The sequence below is a fragment of the Pantoea sp. CCBC3-3-1 genome, from assembly GCF_007981265.1.
Classification (GTDB): domain Bacteria; phylum Pseudomonadota; class Gammaproteobacteria; order Enterobacterales; family Enterobacteriaceae; genus Erwinia.
The window spans coordinates 4,168,423-4,185,928 of the sequence record NZ_CP034363.1; the positions used below are offsets into that span (position 1 = coordinate 4,168,423).

Sequence of the window (17,506 nt, forward strand, 5' to 3'; positions counted from 1 at the left end):
TACGGATAGTGAGAATGATGCAATTAAACGTTTTACAAAAATTCGGGATAACGGCCATTGGGCTGGCTGCGTTGAGTCTGGCCCTGGTCTATTCTCCCCAGGCTTCCGCCTTCAGTTGTAGCCTGAGTGAGGGTAATGGCGTAATGGATTTTACGATGCCCTTACAAAGTCTTAATCTTACCGTCGGGCCGGACGTTAGCAACGGCACGATAATATATCGCCAGTATTTTAAGCCGTCCCGTGCAACAACAATTAACTGTACGGGGAACAGCACCAGCTATCAACCGACGATAAGCTGGAGCTACAGTATCATTCCCAATGGGATTTCAGACTGGTCAGGCTCTCCCTTTGGAGGGAAAGTTTATGAGACTGGCGTCCCGGGAGTCGGTATTGCGATATATACTTATAACCGGGCAGTAGACAGATATACCGTCCCTTTTACCTATCAGGCGTGGCAAGAAGAAAAAACCACTGATTCCGCGAGTTGGGTAGCTCAGGGCGGGTTTGAGTTTGATGTTGTGCTCATCAAAACCGGTGTAATTACTCCCGGAACCATTAGCGGTCTCCAGCTTCCTACGGTCGTATATAATTTTGAGGCTCAGAACATCTCTCCGCTTTACCTTGGCAGCCTCTCTTTTTCGGGCGCCATAAACATTGTTTCCCGAACCTGTACAACACCAGATGTCGTGGTGGAAATGGGCCCTTATGAAATACCGCGCACCTTTACGAAAGTCGGTAGCTATACCGAATGGAAAGATGCATCCGTTATATTAACCGATTGCCCGCGCTTTTATGGCACCCTGAATGACGGAAGAAATACGTTTAATTCTGATGATGGCACCAGCGGAACCGGGACCATAACGAACAATGTGTTGAATTTAACCCTGGCACCGAATACTTCCGTCATTGATAGCACAAACGGTATTCTAAGCCTGAAAACCGGCACGGATGCCGCTTCGGGAGTGGGTATTCAGCTTGCCTATGGCAGCGAAACGGATACCGCGCCTGAATTTGTTAACTTTTCTTCAGGCAATAATTACACGGTCGCTGACGATGCCTTAACTCGCCGGACTTTTCCCTTAATTGCCCGATATATACAAACGGAATCCGAAGTGACTGCCGGAAGAGCCGATGCAACAGTGACTTTCACCATTAATTATTATTGAGAAAAAGCCTATGAACGCATCTTAATCAGGCAGTAAAAAACTCACACAGAGGGAATTATGTGTATTTATGTTATTTCTGATGACATTTACTTTACCGCAGGGCTGGCGCATTTTTTGAGAACCAATGGTATCCCTTTAAAAATCTATAATTATCAAGATTGGTCAGCTATTTTTCAGCGTGAAAAATTAACAGCCAAAGATACGGTGATTATCGATGTTAACTTTACCGGCTGTCATTCGAGGCTGGGCATGGCTAAAAGCCTGGGTTACTTCGGCGTAAATATAGCCTTTATCATTGATCTCCCCCTACAGTTTGAAAAAAAAGGCTTTTACCCTTACTGGTTGATATCGAAGAAAAGCGGATTCAAAAAATTCATCCCCTTACTGAGAGGGCCCGTTAACAATAAAATTTTACGCTGTAGCCAGTTATCGTTTAAAGAAATGCTGATACTGAAAGAGCTCTCCTCTGGGAAATCCGTTATTTTAATTTCTAAAAAATTAAATATTTCTGTTAAAACGGTCAGCTCACATAAACAAAATGCCGTGCGCAAACTGGGCATGATGCATATGAATGATATGTCGCTGGTGTGCTACAAGGAAATTTTAAACCTTTTTTCAGGCGCCATTAACAACAATTTCAGCATGCAGGGCCGCTTACCTGCTGCTGCCACGCCGTTTGTTTTCAGGCATTTTTCAGATTGTCATTAAAATCTGGAACAGGAGTTCAGCCCTCCTGCTCCAGAATTGTTTTATTCGCTTACGCGGTAACGATCCAGCCAGTGCGCATAAGGCGCAGGCAGTACCCACGACGCTTTCTCTTTCTTCAGCGCCAGCGCGGCCTGATATGACCAGTTAGGATTGGCGAGGTGTGCTTTGCCGACCATCACCACGTCCAGCTGACCTTTTTCAATCGTTTCGTTGGCAATAGGCGGAGAGTCAATGCCCCAGGCAGAAGCCACCGGAATGTCTGCTTCACGACGGACACGTTCAGCAATCGGCGCAAGGAAAGCCGGTCCCCATGGGATGTTAGCGTCTGGTGTAGAGAAACCAACGCTGACGCTAAGCAGATCCAGGCCCCCTTCACGGAATTTCTTCGTCAGCCAGATCGATTCCTCAACGGTTTCCTCATCACGGCCATCATATTCGATTACGCCGAAACGGGCGGTTAGCGGCAGATTTTGTGGCCACGCTTCACGCACGGCGGCCAGCGTTTCCAGCAGAAAACGGCTGCGGCCTTCGAGGCTGCCGCCATACTGATCCTGACGCTGGTTCGCGTGAACAGAGAAAAAGCTTTGCGCCAGATAACCATGCGCAAAATGCAGCTCCAGCCATTCAAAGCCTGCGTCACGCGCGCGTTTAGCCGCTACGGCAAAATCATGACGAACGCGGGCGATCTCTTCCAGCGACATTTCATGCGGCACCTGCGGCAGGTTCGCACCAAAAGCCGTTGCAGAAGGCGCAAGCGTTTCCCAGTGACGAGGATCGCTACTGGCAATATGGTCGTCGCCTTCCCATGGACGGTTAGCGCTGGCTTTGCGTCCGGCGTGAGCGATCTGAATGCCTGGGACCGCGCCTGCTGCTTTGATTTCACGCGCGATAACGGCCAGTTTTTCAGCCTGCTCATCATTCCAAATTCCCAGGCAGCCCGGCGTGATACGGCCTTCTGGTGCCACAGCGGTCGCTTCCACAATCACCAGACCCGCGCCACCGCGCGCCAGGCTGTTGTAATGTACGCGGTGCCAGTCATTGCTCACCCCATCCTCGGCCATGTACTGGCACATTGGCGGTACGGCGATACGATTACGTAACGTTACATCTTTCAATGTAAAAGGAGAAAAAAGTCCGGACATAACAACCTCATTGGTAGGTTAACAGCAGAATAACGTGGGATTATTGGCACGAATCTTCGAGGAACGGTTAGCCGTTAATGCGATAAAGGTTATCGCATCTGGCCATCTTGCTTTCCTCCGCGGCCAGAAAAACAGCTTGCCGGATGCCTGCGGCGATAGTGAATAGCAGGCCGTTTTACCTGATAACCTTCTGACTGATAAGCTATTCATAAGTGATATAGAAAAGCACGCTCGAATCGGCATTACCGGATTTGATGTCGCTAAGATATTGAAAGTAACGGGCAACAAAAGGGATATTTGTGGTGCCCGGCTGTAAAGGATATTTGTTATTGCCGCCGGGATCCGGCTTCATACCATTCATCAATAACTGTATTCCTATCCCCTGGGCCGAGCCTGTCTCAGAGCTTAATGCTATCACGCCGTTAGCTTCATCAGCATAGCCATAGGTGGGTTCAAGCGAAACCAACGCCGTTGCTGCGCTACCAAAACAGTTTTTTAACGTTAAATTGAAGGGGACGTTGGGTCCTGTATCACCCTGTTTTCTAAAGCTGTCTGAGGAAACGGTGCCCATATTTACGTTAATAACGCTGTCAACTGAACACCCTCCAGCCTCAATATACATACTGCCCGAAAAGCCAATTTGATAAAGATGGCCTCTGCTAACGCGATCGCTATCGGCTTCATCAATATAAATTAACTGGTCTATTAATGCCGTTTCACCATACCCGGGTTCCGTATTCGTTCTGACAATATAAAACTTATCAGTCAGCGTCGTCGTGCCGTTGGATTGCAACCCCCTTCGTTGTGGGCTAACAGTGGCACTACCATTAAAAACACCAGAGAAACATGCCCATGTTCCGCTCGCAGAATTATAATTAGTCCAGACAATACCTAACCCCATCGCAGATATTGCGGTTCCCTGATCGATCACCGCACAAGATAAGCCATCAACATTCGCTGTTAAACCTGAACTGCTCCAGTCACCATTTCCAACGCCAGCAACTTGTTGAAAATTACCTGTACCCGCGCAGGTAACATGAACACTGTGCGGTGCCATAGCAAGAATATGTCCCGGCAGGGAATTAGCAGGAACCATGATATTAGGAATATTGATATTATAGGCCGTCTCATCAGACGAGCAATTCATCTCGGCGCGAGCAGCCCAGGGGGCAATTAAAAAAAAGAGTACGATAAGTTTGATGGGCATTTCTTTATTTCTCGCATTCAATTTCGGCCATAATGATGCCGTTTTGTTTATCCGCACGTTGCGCGTTGAACGGTACAGTACATATTTCACCGTCAGCCAGGCTGGCCTTTAAAATAACGTTTTCCGGCATGCCTGACAGGTAGACCTGCCCCCGTTCATTTGAGATACCGCTTACCTCACCGGCACTGACTAATGCGCCCAACGGTAACGGCTTACCTTTATGGTTAATTGTCAGAAAAACGCGATGTCCCTGACGAGTGTTGAAGTTCATCAGCACCAGGGCTTCCCGGGTTGGCACCTTTTTCTGCTCAGTATTCGTCAAGTCCGTTTCGTCGCCGAGCGTGGCGGTATCCAGACTGACCTCGTTTTCCTGATAGGCGGTGAGGGAAGGAATAATGGCGTATCCCCTGAAATCGGTCATTACCCCGGCATGATTCAAAATCTGTACGTCGGCGGCTCCTGGCGCGCGGACCAGCGCATAGCTGTTCCCCTCTGACAGCTGGCGGGAGAGGGTGACGCCATAAGGATGCGCGACAATTGCGCCTTGAGCCGCCCAGTTTACCCTTTCGTTTTTACCGTAATAATTGGCATAACCGAGACTGACCGTCGATGCTGAGCCCTGCCAGCTGGCGGCCAGTGCCGTGCTGTTATCGACGTTGTTCTTCCTCTGACTGCGCGCCTGCATTGCAGACCAGGAGAGCGCGTTATTACTCAATGCCGAACCCGACAAGGTTGTCGCCAGAGATTCCCCTCCCTGTTGGGAGGAAGAGAAACGGTTACTGATCCGCAAAGAACGATCGCCCTGAGGGGAGAGCCACTGGCCCAGCGGCAGGCTGAAGCTGGCTGAAAACAGGTTATCCGCTTTATCCGTATGCCTGTTTTTACTGTGGCTCTGACTCAATGATACCGTCACGCCGGAGAAATTTTTGTTCCAGCTACTGGTGTAAGCGCGCATTTTTGCGCCTTTCTGGTGCCAGTATTCTTGTTGCCAGGCGGAAAGGGATAGGGAACCCAGCTCGCCAATATTTTGATTGAGCGTGAGCTGAGCCTTATTCTTTAACGAATAGCGAGAGGCATACGGCGCATCGTTATAGTAGTCGCTTGCTTCGTTAAAATTGTAATAACCATCGGTGGCGAAACGATATCCTGCCAGCGTAATCGTAGTATCGGTACTGTCCAGCCGCTTACTGTATTTGAGACGCCAGGATTGTCCGTTTTTTTTATCTCCGTGGCTGAAGTGCGTTTGTGCCTGAGTGACGTCCAGCGACACCGCGCCTAATTCTCCCATTCCCTGCCCGATCCCGGTCATTACAGAGTAATAATGTTCGCCCGCAATCAGGCCACCATAAAGCGAAGTGTTATTCAGCAGGCCGTAAATCATCTCCGATTGCATAAACTTCTGGTTTATCGCGCCCTCTTTTACCGCGCTACGGCTGCCATATTCGCCCAGGTTGAAAGCGTATTTTATCTGGTCTTTGCGCAAAGAAATGGGCGGCGTGGCGTAGGCCTGAACCATTGTTCGCTCGGAGCCATCTTCTTCACGGACGGTAATCACCAAATCGCCCGAGCCACCCAGCGTGTAAAGATCCTTAATAATAAATTCGCCCGGTGGGACCAGGGTTTGGTACAGAAGATTACCATTTTGCCGCACTTCAACGGAGGCATTAGTCATTGCCACGCCGTGAATTTCTGGCGCATAGCCTCGCTGACTATAAGGCAGCATCTCATCCTGTGATGCGAGGGCGATTCCCCGAAAAGTTACGCTGTCAAAAGCTATTCCCTGGCTGGATATGTCACCCATGGCCAGGCGCGAACGCAAAGTCCGAATATCCCTTTCCAGCCAGGTTTGCATACTGTTCCACTCTGCTTTACCGGCACCGCTTTGTGAATAATACGTGTAATTACGTAAACGCCACGGGCCAAGATTCGCCCCGCTACGTAAATTAAGGTACTGCGAGCTTGTCGAGTGGGAAGCATAGCGGGAACGATTTTTCATTTCGCTACCGGAAACACTGTAAGAGGTAAACAGCATCGGAAGCCCTTCTTCCCACCGTTGCGATGGAATATCCCCTCTTCGCTGATTATTTAATGCCGCCTGAGGAATACTCAGGTTAAGCGTATGCAGCTCAAAATTAAAATCATCGTGAGCCTGCGGGATCACAGCACTGATATTATTTATGACCGCATCGTCAGGCAGTTTTGCCAGTGCGGCGATTGCATCGATCTTTACGCCCAGTTTTTTAAGTAGGCCAACGTTAAGTATCGGGCAAAGCCGTTCATTACAGCTAATAAAACTTAATGTCTCTTCCAGCACCAGATTCTGATTAACACTGATTTTTACCCGATATTTTCCTGGCATCTGGCTGTGTAAACGAGAGAGCAGATCAAGATCCAGTTGGGATTTTTGCTCGGCAGTCAGATGCAGTGCATTGACATTAAAATAGAGCTCAGCCTGAGCGGATAACGTAATAACGAGCATGACAACTGACAATCCGCCAGGCAGTAAACCTGCCCGCAACAATTTATCAGACTGGCGAAACAGAGTGTGAGCGTCGCACTTCATACGGTTTCCGGTATCAGAACTTTTCATCTCTGACTGAGGTAATGCCGCCATAATCATTAATAGTGCTGAAGGCGACGTGGCGTACCCGTGCTGCGGGAACCTTGATTTGCTTTGATGAGAAAGGCATCAGCGTTCCGGGTCGTTCCACGGGCTGTTCATTTACCTTCATGCCCGTTAGCGTAACGACATAGGCGGTGGGATTAACAACGTTGATACTGTTTGTCCCGGGCACCAGTTTCAGTTTTTGCCCGGCTTCTCCGGCACCCTGGGCCGTTAAGCCTGCGGGCCGGTAAATCAGCTTGATAATATTTTGAGTGGCGATAACCAGACGCGAAGGGTTGGCTTCTTTCTGTACGGCAGGCACCGCACGGACGTTAAGAAGAAATACGCTCTCACGATCGTCAGGCAATTTGCTTTCACCGGATCCGACATAAACTACGCGTATTGCACTAGTGCTCTGTTGTCCCAGTTTGAATAAGGGCGGCGTGGTGATAAACGGCACGTTAGTATTTTTGCGTTCAAAATCTGAAACCCAGGACTGCACCAGCCAGGGTACGCTGTCAGCCCCGTTGCGAAGCGGAACGCTGCTCTCTTTTTTACCGCTTTCATAAATAAGGCGGGTTGCGCCCAGCGTCAAACCTTCGGCCTGACTGATGCCCGGCATCAGCAGGGCCAGTAGCGATACAAAAACCGTAAAACCGGGGAATTTCATTGCCCATTTACCTGACAGTTTTGCCCTCTCTCCGGAGGGCGAGAGAGTAATAATTACGACTCGGCGTAATCAATAACAAAGGTGACATCGGTATCAATCGCACCGACAGGCGTTCCTGCGGTGTAAGCCACCAGATAGGCATTAAAACGCCCCGTGCCGCTGGTCACGCTTTCAGAGGAAATAGCATCCAGACCGGTATTGCTCAGGGATACGCCGGGGTTGTAAAAGGTGCCGATGCGGCCGGCATCCTCAAGCCGGATACCGACGCCGGGTACTGGGGTGGCAAACAGGCTGGTATAGTTTGCCTCAGTCACTGCGGTCCCGTTGAAGGTAATGGCAGGCGCGCTACCGGTTGCGCAATGGTTTAGTTCGATCGTAAAGGGTCTTGCCAGCGTAGTGGCGCCCAGGGTAGAGAGGTTAGCGCTGCTGACGGAGCCAAAGCCAACCGTACCGGTCGTTGCACCCGATCCCGCTACGCTGCTCACTGAACAGGCAGAAGCAGAGATAGTGCCCGTAAAACGTACGGTACCGTCATCGACAGCCTGCGCGGTCAGAGAAGTTCCAGCGGCAGTAAAGGCCATGGCCAACACCCATGTTTTTTTTATCCACATAAGCAGAATCCTTTTAAAATTTTATTTACAAAAATACAGTAAGATATTTTTTAACTTGCAATAAGAATACGAACCAACTTTGAGCCTAAAGCGTCAAATTCAAAAAGAAAATTAACGCCTCAGGGAAATATATTTATGACAGAAAATAAATTAATATCAGGAATGCAAATAGACATCAAAAATAGGTATTATTTAAAATAAATATGCAACAATGGCAAACGTCACTTTCACAATAAAATACATTTAAAGAACAAACACGATATAATTACAACGTAAGTCACCTTTCGCAAGGCGCGGAAAATATACAACGCACGGCGAAACCTATTTATAATTTGAGTAAATCATTCATAAAAAATAAGAAATATCATGCTTATTTTTCCACTGCCCGAAAACTCGCTTAAACGGCAAAAGAAAAGGTGGACTTAAGCGATCCCCCTTCACCTTTAGCCTGTTTTTTGCACAAATAACCCTTGTCACATCTTCTTTGCTAATTGTGATTGTTTATCCACTTTTTGTTACATCTTCAATAAATGTCACACTTTAGCCGCGTGAGATGCATCTTTCAGGTCGTGATTTGCTGGGTTATCTCTATTATTGAGCGCGAAAATTCGAAAAGTCGCGATTGTCCGGTAATGAAATTCAGAGATTTTGCAGAAGAAGAAAAGCTGTTTGTACGCAGGGCATTGGTCGCCTTCGGCATGGTAATGGCAGGGTTTGTCACTCTTGTCTGTAACCTCTATCACCTGCAAATTGAGCAAAATCAGTATTATCAGACCCGTTCTAACCAGAACGACATCAAAATGATCCCCATTGCGCCTACGCGAGGCATCATTTTCGATCGCAACGGCATCCCGCTGGTCAAAAACGTCACCTGGTACGATGTCGAAGTCCTGCCGTACAAAGTGCAGGATATGAAAGGGCTGTTGGCCGAGCTGACGCCAATTGTCGATCTTTCACCGGAAGATATCGAAACCTTTACGCATGCGCTGCATGCCGCCAGCCGCTACAAACCCGTGGTGCTAAAAACGGAACTTTCTGCCGAAGAAGTGGCCCGTTTTTCCGTCAACCAGTTCAAGTTCACCGGCGTGGACATCAACAGCTACGAGGATCGTCAGTATCCTTATGGCCCCGATTTGGCGCATGTCGTCGGTTACGTTTCTAAAATCAACGATAACGATTACAAGCGTCTCGATAAAGCTGGCATTGGTGAAAACTACGCGGCTGACCATAACATCGGTAAACAGGGCATCGAAGGTTATTACGAGCCGGTGCTGCATGGCAAAACGGGCTATCAGGAAGTGGAAGTTGATAACCACGGCCGGGTAATCCGCGTGCTGAAAGAGGTGCCGCCGGCTGCCGGAAAAAATATCTATCTGACGCTGGATTTACACCTTCAGCAGTATGTTGAAACGCAGCTGGTTGGGCAACGTGCCGCCGTGATGATCGAAAACCCGAAAACCGGTGAAGTGCTGGCGATGGTTTCCAGTCCCAGCTACGATCCCAACCCGTTTGTAAAAGGCATCAGCTATAAGGCGTATAAAGAGCTGCTAGGCAATAAAGATCTGCCGCTGATCAACCGCGTGACGCAGGGGTTATATCCGCCCGCTTCTACCGTGAAGCCCTATATGGCAATGTCGGCATTACTCACCCACGTGATTACGCCACAGACCACCTTTTTTGGTGCGCCCACCTGGACGCTGCCGGGCACAGAACGCAAATATCGCGACTGGAAAAAATCGGGTCACGGCATGCTGGATGTGACCCGCGCGATTGAGGAGTCGGCAGATACATTCTTCTATCAGGTGGCGTTTATGATGGGCATTGACCGCATTCACACCATGCTCAGCCAGTTCGGCTACGGTAAATCGACCGGCATCGATCTGAACGAAGAGTATAACGGCCTGCTGCCAAGCCGCGAATGGAAGCAAAAAGTGCATAAAAAAGGCTGGTATCAGGGCGATACCGTCTCGGTGGGTATTGGTCAGGGCTACTGGATCGCGACGCCAATCCAGATGGTGAAGGCGATGTCGACGCTGATCAACAACGGTCACGTGGTTCAGCCGCATCTTATGTACGAAGAGAAACAGGGCAAAAGCGTGACGCCCTGGCAGCCAACCCTGCCCCAGCAGCAAATCGGCGACGCGAATTCGCCTTACTGGGGGCTGGTACGCCGGGCCATGTTTGGTATGGCGAATGCGCCTAACGGTACCGGTTATAAATATTTCCATACGGCGCCTTATGGCATTGCGGCGAAAAGCGGGACGTCTCAGGTATTTGGCCTGAAGCAAAACCAAATTTATAACGCGAAGATGATCCCGGTTCGCCTGCGCGACCATATCTTCTATACCGCTTTTGCGCCGTTTGATAAGCCAAAAGTGGCGATAGCGCTGATCCTCGAAAACGGCGGTATCAACGGCGTAACGGCGGCTCCACTGGTGAGAAATATCATGGATCATATTTTCCTGCCGCCGGATGTCGCCCCGATGCCGGTCACCGCTGACCCGCAAAGTAACCTGACTGCGCAATAGTGATAAACAGGCAGATCGCTTCTGCCTGCTATTTTCTGCTTACCCAATATGTGAGGACATTTGCTCCGTTGAGCCACCGGCACAGTATCTGTCGCTTAACGCTGCAAAATAATTTGCGGCACGTCACCGTGATGATGAACATGCAGCTCGGCCTGATACCAGCGAGTTAGTGTCTCTTCGGTCATCACCGTTTGCGGCGTGCCGCTGGCCACCAGGCAACCCTGATGCAACAGCAGCATTCTGTCTGACCAGAGCGCGGCCAGATTCAGATCGTGAAGCACACAGCACACCGTAAGCTGCCCTTTTCGGGTCAGCTGATGCAGCAACCGCAGCGCATGCTGCTGGTAATAAAGATCCAGCGCCGAGGTCGGCTCATCGAGAAACAGCCAGCCTTGCGGCCCGTCGTCATGCCAGAGCTGAGTCAGCGCCCGCGCCAGCTGAACGCGCTGTTGCTCGCCCCCCGAAAGCTGTCGATAGTCACGGTTTGCCAACACGTCGCTCCCGGTCAGCTGCATTACGTCGTCAATCATCGAGGGTTTCGCTCTGCCCGGCCACGGCGAACGTCCCATCGTCACCACTTCCCGCACGGTTAGCGGAAACTCGACGTGGCTTTGCTGGCGCATTACCGCGCGTTTTTGCGCCAGTAAATCGCGCGGCCAGCGCTCTGTCGCTCGTTCCTCCAGCAGGCAATGTCCTTCGCTGGGCGATAAAAACCCGGCCAGCATGCGCAATAAGGTTGATTTTCCCGCGCCGTTTGGCCCAATCAGCGACACCATTTCACCGGGCTGCAACGACACTGAAACCCGATCGATCAGCAGTCGCTGGCCGAGACGATATGAAGCCGCGACGGCCTGTAAGGTATTATTCATACTGGCTTTCCCGGCGGCCTAAAATGAGCCATAAAAACCACGGCGCACCCAGCATGCTGGTCAGTAACCCTACCGGCATTTCTGCTGGCGACACCAGCGTTCGTGCCAGAGTATCCGCCACCAACAGCAGGATAGCACCCAGCAGCGTGGAAAATGGCAGGAGCCAGCGGTGATCGCCGCCCGTGCAGAGTCTGATCAGGTGCGGCACCACCAATCCCACAAAGCCAATAACGCCACTGACAGCAACCGCAGCCGCGACCATCAGTGCGCTGAGTACCAGCAGAATGCGCTGCGTACGCAGAACGTCAACGCCCAAATAGTGCGCTTCTTCATCACCCAGCTGTAGCAGATTAAGCCGTCGCGCCTGCCACTGTGTGGCCAGCATTGCGGGCAAAATCAGTGCAGCACAAACCAATACCGTCGACCACTGCGCCTGCCCCAGCGAACCCATCCCCCACAGCGAAAGCTGACGTAACTGCTGGTCATTGCCGATCCACGAGAGGATGCCGACCGCCGCACCGCAGATCGCATTAATTGCGATACCCGCCAGCAGCAGTTTTGAGAGCGTAGTACTGCCGCGACGGCTAAGTAAAAAGATAACCAGGGTAACGGCCAGGCTGCCGATAAAAGCCGCCAGCGTCGGCAGCCACAGCGCCAGTGCGGCAGGCAGCGTTACCGGCAACACCACCGACAACGCCAGCATCAGCGAAGCGCCACTGCTGATGCCCAGCAGGCCGGGATCGGCCAGCGGATTACGGAACAGCCCCTGCATAACCGCGCCCGAAAGCGCCAGCGCAGCGCCTACCAGTACCGCAAGCAGCACCCGCGGCAGCCGGATATTCCACCAGATCTGCCAGATAAGACTGTCCGCAGAGGAATGCCAGACCATGGGCAACGAAAGATGCATCGCGCCGATATTGGCGGACAACAGCACCATCACGAGCGTTATCCCCAACATAATCAGCAGCGTCCGCCGCAGATTGACAACTTTCATTCGGCTATCGCTTCCGCCGCTTTACGCAGTTTCGCCACGGCTTCAGGCGTTTTCAGGCCGAAACCGAGCAACGCCATTTCGTCCACCACCAGCAGGTTGTGATGCTTCCCTGCCGGCGTCAGTGCCAGACCGGGCAGCGACCAGATCGCGGCATCGTCGCCCATCGCCTGCAGCCCTTCTTTTCCAATGACCACCAGCTGAGGCGCGCTCGCCACAATGCCTTCCTGGGTCAGCGGCTGATAATGGGGGATCGCGCCCATCGCATTGATCAAACCTGCGGCCTGAATCGCCCCATCCGCCGCCGTTTGCGTTCCCGCCGCCATGGTCTTCATGCCGCTGTGATTAAGGATATATAACACTTTCACCGGCAGCGGCTTTCCCGTCACGCCAGCCAGCTGCCTGTCCACTTTAGCTTCCAGCTCCCTGCCCTGCTCCGGCCGGTTAAGGGCTTTCGCGACAGTAGCGATTTTTTCATGGATAGCATGCAACGAGGGCGTGCCGGTGACCATCACCACTTTCACCCCGGCCTGTGACACCTGCTGCAACGCGAGCGACGGCTTCGCCAGTTCACTGGCAATCACCAGCGTCGGCTTCATCGACAAAATGCCTTCCGCATTTAGCTGCCGCATATAGCCCACATCCGGCAGTTTTAGCGCCAGCGCAGGCTGTTGGCTGGTGCTGTCACGCGCCACCAGCGTTTGCTGAGCATCCAGCGCATAGATAATTTCAGTGATATCGCCGCCAATCGACACCACTCTCTCTTCCGCCATGAGCGAGAAAGGCAGCGTCAGCAGCAGCAGTAGCGCACTCAAGCCTGTTTTCATACTGGCGCTCCAACACCGGTCAACTGCGCCATCTGCTCGCGCCAGCGAGCCTGCTCCGGCATCCCTTCGCTGCGTTGTCCATAAAGCTGCACGATTTGCGTGCCGTCTGCGGCAAACAGTTCAAGACTGGTTACGAAGCCGTCCGCGGTCGGTTTACGGGTGATCCAGCTTTCCGCAATGCCGTTTTCCATCAGATGCAGCGTGAAGGTTGGCGTAAAGATATTTAGCCAGTTTTCCATTGGCATCAGTTTTTCCACTACCCCGGTGAAGATCTGCACGCAGCCACGGTTGCCGACGAAAATCATGATTTCGTTGCCGTCACCGTGGGCCATCGACAGCAGCTCGCTCAGCGCACTGTTTTCGACCTTCAGCGCCAGATCGTCCGCAACCGCGCTGAAGGCCTGCTGGCGCGAAATGTTATGACGCTTCAGCAGGCCAAAAAACTGATGAACGTCCGTCATTGCACGCCACTCCTGTTCAATCAGCGCAGCGTCCGGCTGCGGATTTAACGCAACGGGCTGAGATTTGCCGATCGCAAGCGCGGGCGCGTCTGCCAGGGTAAATTGGTCGATCAGCGCCTGCCAGGCCGCCCTGTCCGTTGCGGCGGTGGCGTAAATTTTCAGGATCGCATCGCCATACGCATCAAAGATTTGAATGCTTTGACGCTCGCCGCGCCCGGTGACTTCATTCAGGGCAAAAGCGCTTTTCCACTGGTGCGGAAACAGACGCTGATCCAGCGCGCGAGGGTTAAGGATCAGCCCGGCATGGCCGCCCAGATGCAGATTTTCATAACGACCGACCTGTTCATGAACGGCAAACGCGTTACGGGTAATGGATTTGGTTTCACCGACGGCCTCCAGTGCAGGCAATAACGCGCTGAAATCCGGCTTTAGCGCCACCGCATCCTGGCCTACGCGCGCATGGGTCAGTTGGCCTTCGCTGACGCCCAGCAAACCTGCCAGATCGCGCGCATACATTTTCGGATTTCCTGCTTTAGCTTGCTGATAACGTTGGTAAAGATTCATCACTTGCTCTCCATAAAGCCCTGCGTTCAGCGCAGGGCAAGTGTTATTTTACAAACAATCAAAAGTCGATATTAACGCCCAGCTGGAAGGTTCGGCCCGGCATCACTGCCAGCGCTTTTTCGTAAGCATCCTGGCTGGTCGCTTCCAGCTGGTTACGGCTGTTGAGGTAATCCCAATATTTGCGATCGGTCAGGTTATAGATACCACCGTTGAATTTGACATTTTTAGCCACCTGCCAGTAAGCGGTCATATCTACCATACCGTAGCCCGGCACGCGCATATACTCAGACGTTGAATCGGTCAGTGCCGTGCCGCTGTTGCTGTAGCTTTCGCGGTTGGTATTGGTAGCGCGCTTACCTTTCACGAAGGTGGCCGTGACGGCTGCGCCGTAGCGTTTTGCCGGATCGTCCCAGGCCACGCCGACAATGGCTTTTACTGGCGCGACGCTGTCGAGATCGACGTAGCTGTCACCGGCGTAGCTGGATTTAGATTTCCCTTCGCTGTAGCCCAGCGCGAAGGTGGCGCTCAGACCGTTAACCTGCTCAAACCAGGTGCCGACGTTGAGCTTCGTGCTGAGCTGGCCGCCATAGATAAAAGCCTTATCACGATTTTCTGCCTGATAAATGGTGTAGATGTTCGAGGGCACGTTGCCGAACATCGATGGATTACGGGAACGACTATAGCGAGTGTAGGCAATAAAGTTGTCGTAAGTGTTGTAGAACATGGCCGCATTGACGGTCACGCCTTCCATCACGTGGCCTTTCAAACCCCACTCGAAATTATTGCTGGTCTCGGTTTTCAGCGCGGTATTGCCGATCAGCGCATATTGCGCCGATCCCGCGTAGCTTGCGCCAAGATTCCAGGACCCATACAGCTGGCTGGCGTTCGGGAACTGTGCGCCGCGCTTGTACATCACGTAAGTCATCAGCCCGGGCGTAATATCATAGTTAACGCTCAGCGACGGCAGAACCTGCGTATCGGCGTTCTCTTTGCCATACAGCGTTTCCAGCTGGGATTCGGTCAATACTGAACTGCCCGTGGTGAGGCTGCCAAGATTTTGCGGTTTGATACTTTGATGCGCGATACGCACGCCCGGCACCACGCTGAAGTCGTGGCCGTCGAGATCGAAATGGATTTTATCCTGCACGAATCCGCCCAGCGTATAGCTACGGCTGTCGGCCTGCGGCGGCATAATCACACTGTACTGGCTGGCGGGTGGCACCTGACGGAACGGGCGTTTGGTCTCATTGATGCTGCCGTTCAGACCGCCGCTCAGATCGTGACGCCCCAACGTTTTCGCCAGCTGCGTTTCAAAGCCATAGGTATCGACATCATAATCGGAATAGACGCGCTGCATCGCCGTCGCGCTGGAAGGCATATAAGTATTATCGTGCGCCTGCGTTTGCTGGTAATAAAGGCGCGATGTCAGGCTGTCGATAAAGGCGTTTGCGGGCGTCCACTCATCCTTCAGGCTAACGCCCCAGCGGCGTGTATTGCTCTGCTGCTGCGCGGTCCCCCAAATGGCACTGCCGCCATCGTTCCATGAGTCGTAGTGGGTATGGTTCGTTTTGTCGTAATAGTCGAGGGTGCCCGTCAGTTTGTGCTCATCGTTGGGCTGCCAGATGCCGGAAGCCATTAGCGCATTGGAATGCCAGTTCGCCGGATAAGCCTCTTGCGTTCCGCTGTTATTACGCGTTTCCTGACCGTCGCGGCGACTGTAAACAAAGACGCCGCGCAGGGTTTCGTCACCTGCTGCTGCGGTAATGCCGTTGTGCCAGCTGCGGTTAGAGGAGTCGTAATCTGACTGATAGCCGAAGTAGGTCGTTTTATAAGGCGAGAGGTAATCATCAGCAGATTTGGGCAAAAACGACACCGCGCCGCCGATAGCGTTATTGGCTTTGGCGGTTGAGGTTGCGCCCGATTCAATATCCACCTGCCCGTAGATATAAGGGTCTATATAGTCACGGCCGATGCCGAAGGTATTCAGCCCGGCGCGACTGACGTAGCTGCGCCCGGTCGCTTCCGGTTGAGGAATGCCATCGACATCCAGCCCGACGCGGTTGCTTTCAAGACCGCGAATGTTATAGCCGGTATAGCCACTGCGATCGAAGCCGCTTTTGCCCGCCGACGATCCCCCGCTGACGCCGGTGGCACTAATCAGCGGTTCGTAACGCATTATTGAACCAAAATCGTTGGCACCTTTTTTTTGCATCTCCTCAGCCGTGATTGTCGTTTTCGTACCGGCCTCTTTTTCAGGCTGCGGCGCGGTAACCACCATCACCGGCTCGCGGGCCTGCTTTTTTGCGGCAATCGTCAGCGTTTCAGAAGAGGTCGCAGCGGTAATCTTATCGCTCTGATTATCAGCACCGACGGCAAAGCCGGAAGTCACCAGCGTGCTGAACAGCACGGATTTTTGGATAATTCCCTGAGAAATTAATTTTTTACACATTTGGGTAAGCCTTTATTCATTATTAGTATCGACTCATTCATTGCTGCCGCAGGTGTGCCCACTGCACATTATCGCTGTCGATCCTTGACGGTAAATACAAATGCGAATGATAATCATATTGATTTCAGTTAGCAATCATCTCCACAATTAATTCACAATGTTAAAAAAGTGGCCGGGTTGACAGCCCGTAACGACCGCCAGATGATGACCGTCTGTTTTTTTCACGAGCCTGAATCAATGAAAACCTCTCCAGCTATCACTATTCACTACTGTTCTCAATGTAACTGGCTGCTGCGCGCAGGCTGGATGGCGCAGGAACTGCTGCACACTTTCAGTACCGATCTGGCTTCGGTCTCGCTGATCCCGGGCACCGGTGGTATCTATCAGATCGCCATCGATGGACACCTGATTTGGGATCGAAAAACCGATGGCGGTTTTCCGGAAGTGAAAGAGTTAAAGCAGCGGGTGCGGAATGTCTGTTTTCCCGAGCGGGATTTAGGGCATATTGATAAAGCGTAATTACCTGATTTAATAACAAAATAAGGAAGGATAAGCGCCTCGTTACAGGGTTACAGCGGGACTGAAATGTGACGAAGATCACCCTAAACTTGTGTCTCCCTGCCGCTTCGCTGTAGACTCTGCGTCGCCAAAGCTCAGGCTCTGGCGACGTTAACAAGAGCCAGAAGGCCGATAACAATACGCTTTCCC

The 17,506-nt window shown here is 51.9% G+C and carries 14 protein-coding genes; 4 read left to right on the top strand and 10 right to left on the bottom strand.

All coding sequences use genetic code 11. The features are described 5' to 3' along the window. The first annotated feature begins 14 nt into the window (after window positions 1-14). Both EHV07_RS19485 and EHV07_RS19490 read left to right on the top strand, forming a co-directional pair. Window positions 15-1,166 carry a fimbrial protein gene (locus EHV07_RS19485; protein WP_147199798.1) on the top strand — a complete coding sequence of 384 codons (1,152 nt, stop codon included), beginning with the start codon at window positions 15-17 and terminating at the stop codon, window positions 1,164-1,166. 57 nt (window positions 1,167-1,223) lie between these two features. Next, window positions 1,224-1,874 carry a LuxR C-terminal-related transcriptional regulator gene (locus EHV07_RS19490; protein ID WP_147199799.1) on the top strand — a complete coding sequence of 217 codons (651 nt, stop codon included), beginning with the start codon at window positions 1,224-1,226 and terminating at the stop codon, window positions 1,872-1,874. Between the two features lie 41 nt (window positions 1,875-1,915). Here EHV07_RS19490 and EHV07_RS19495 read toward each other — a convergent pair whose 3' ends face one another. The 5 genes from EHV07_RS19495 to EHV07_RS19515 all read right to left on the bottom strand — a co-directional run bounded on the left by EHV07_RS19495 (window position 1,916) and on the right by EHV07_RS19515 (window position 8,109). After that, window positions 1,916-3,016 carry an NADH:flavin oxidoreductase/NADH oxidase gene (locus EHV07_RS19495; RefSeq protein ID WP_147199800.1) on the bottom strand — a complete coding sequence of 367 codons (1,101 nt, stop codon included), beginning with the start codon at window positions 3,014-3,016 and terminating at the stop codon, window positions 1,916-1,918. Window positions 3,017-3,218: 202 nt separating this feature from the next. Further along, window positions 3,219-4,223, bottom strand: coding sequence for a fimbrial protein (locus tag EHV07_RS19500; RefSeq protein WP_168199651.1), 1,005 nt, complete (start codon window positions 4,221-4,223; stop codon window positions 3,219-3,221). Window positions 4,224-4,227: 4 nt separating this feature from the next. Continuing rightward, entirely contained in the window at window positions 4,228-6,786 is a 2,559-nt protein-coding gene (locus EHV07_RS19505; protein ID WP_168199652.1) for a fimbria/pilus outer membrane usher protein, read from the bottom strand. Window positions 6,787-6,799: 13 nt separating this feature from the next. Then, the gene (locus tag EHV07_RS19510; RefSeq protein ID WP_147199803.1) at window positions 6,800-7,498 is read right to left on the bottom strand and encodes a molecular chaperone; all 699 of its coding nucleotides are present in this window, start codon (window positions 7,496-7,498) and stop codon (window positions 6,800-6,802) included. Between the two features lie 53 nt (window positions 7,499-7,551). Further along, complete coding sequence (locus tag EHV07_RS19515) at window positions 7,552-8,109, bottom strand: fimbrial protein (RefSeq protein ID WP_147199804.1); 558 nt, start codon at window positions 8,107-8,109, stop codon at window positions 7,552-7,554. A 632-nt stretch (window positions 8,110-8,741) separates the two neighbouring features. On the opposite strand from EHV07_RS19515, the gene mrdA reads away from it, so the two are divergent. Next, complete coding sequence (gene mrdA / locus EHV07_RS19520) at window positions 8,742-10,637, top strand: penicillin-binding protein 2 (RefSeq protein ID WP_147199805.1); 1,896 nt, start codon at window positions 8,742-8,744, stop codon at window positions 10,635-10,637. Between the two features lie 95 nt (window positions 10,638-10,732). Here the strand turns inward: mrdA and EHV07_RS19525 are convergent, their stop codons facing one another. Genes EHV07_RS19525 through EHV07_RS19545 form a run of 5 tightly spaced genes read right to left on the bottom strand, consistent with a single transcriptional unit; the run spans window position 10,733 to window position 16,798 of the window. Further along, window positions 10,733-11,506, bottom strand: a complete 774-nt coding sequence (locus tag EHV07_RS19525) for a heme ABC transporter ATP-binding protein (protein WP_147199806.1) — start codon at window positions 11,504-11,506, stop codon at window positions 10,733-10,735. Continuing rightward, window positions 11,499-12,464, bottom strand: a complete 966-nt coding sequence (locus EHV07_RS19530) for a FecCD family ABC transporter permease (protein ID WP_371419704.1) — start codon at window positions 12,462-12,464, stop codon at window positions 11,499-11,501. The genes EHV07_RS19525 and EHV07_RS19530 overlap by 8 nt, the downstream gene beginning before the upstream one ends. A gap of 32 nt (window positions 12,465-12,496) precedes the next feature. Then, complete coding sequence (locus EHV07_RS19535) at window positions 12,497-13,324, bottom strand: hemin ABC transporter substrate-binding protein (RefSeq protein WP_147199808.1); 828 nt, start codon at window positions 13,322-13,324, stop codon at window positions 12,497-12,499. Then, window positions 13,321-14,349 carry a hemin-degrading factor gene (locus tag EHV07_RS19540; protein WP_147199809.1) on the bottom strand — a complete coding sequence of 343 codons (1,029 nt, stop codon included), beginning with the start codon at window positions 14,347-14,349 and terminating at the stop codon, window positions 13,321-13,323. The genes EHV07_RS19535 and EHV07_RS19540 overlap by 4 nt, the downstream gene beginning before the upstream one ends. A 58-nt stretch (window positions 14,350-14,407) precedes the next feature. Beyond that, the gene (locus EHV07_RS19545) at window positions 14,408-16,798 is read right to left on the bottom strand and encodes a TonB-dependent receptor domain-containing protein (protein WP_147199810.1); all 2,391 of its coding nucleotides are present in this window, start codon (window positions 16,796-16,798) and stop codon (window positions 14,408-14,410) included. A 237-nt stretch (window positions 16,799-17,035) separates the two neighbouring features. Between EHV07_RS19545 and EHV07_RS19550 the strand changes: the two genes are divergently transcribed. After that, complete coding sequence (locus tag EHV07_RS19550) at window positions 17,036-17,317, top strand: SelT/SelW/SelH family protein (RefSeq protein WP_147199811.1); 282 nt, start codon at window positions 17,036-17,038, stop codon at window positions 17,315-17,317. Window positions 17,318-17,506: the final 189 nt, after the last annotated feature.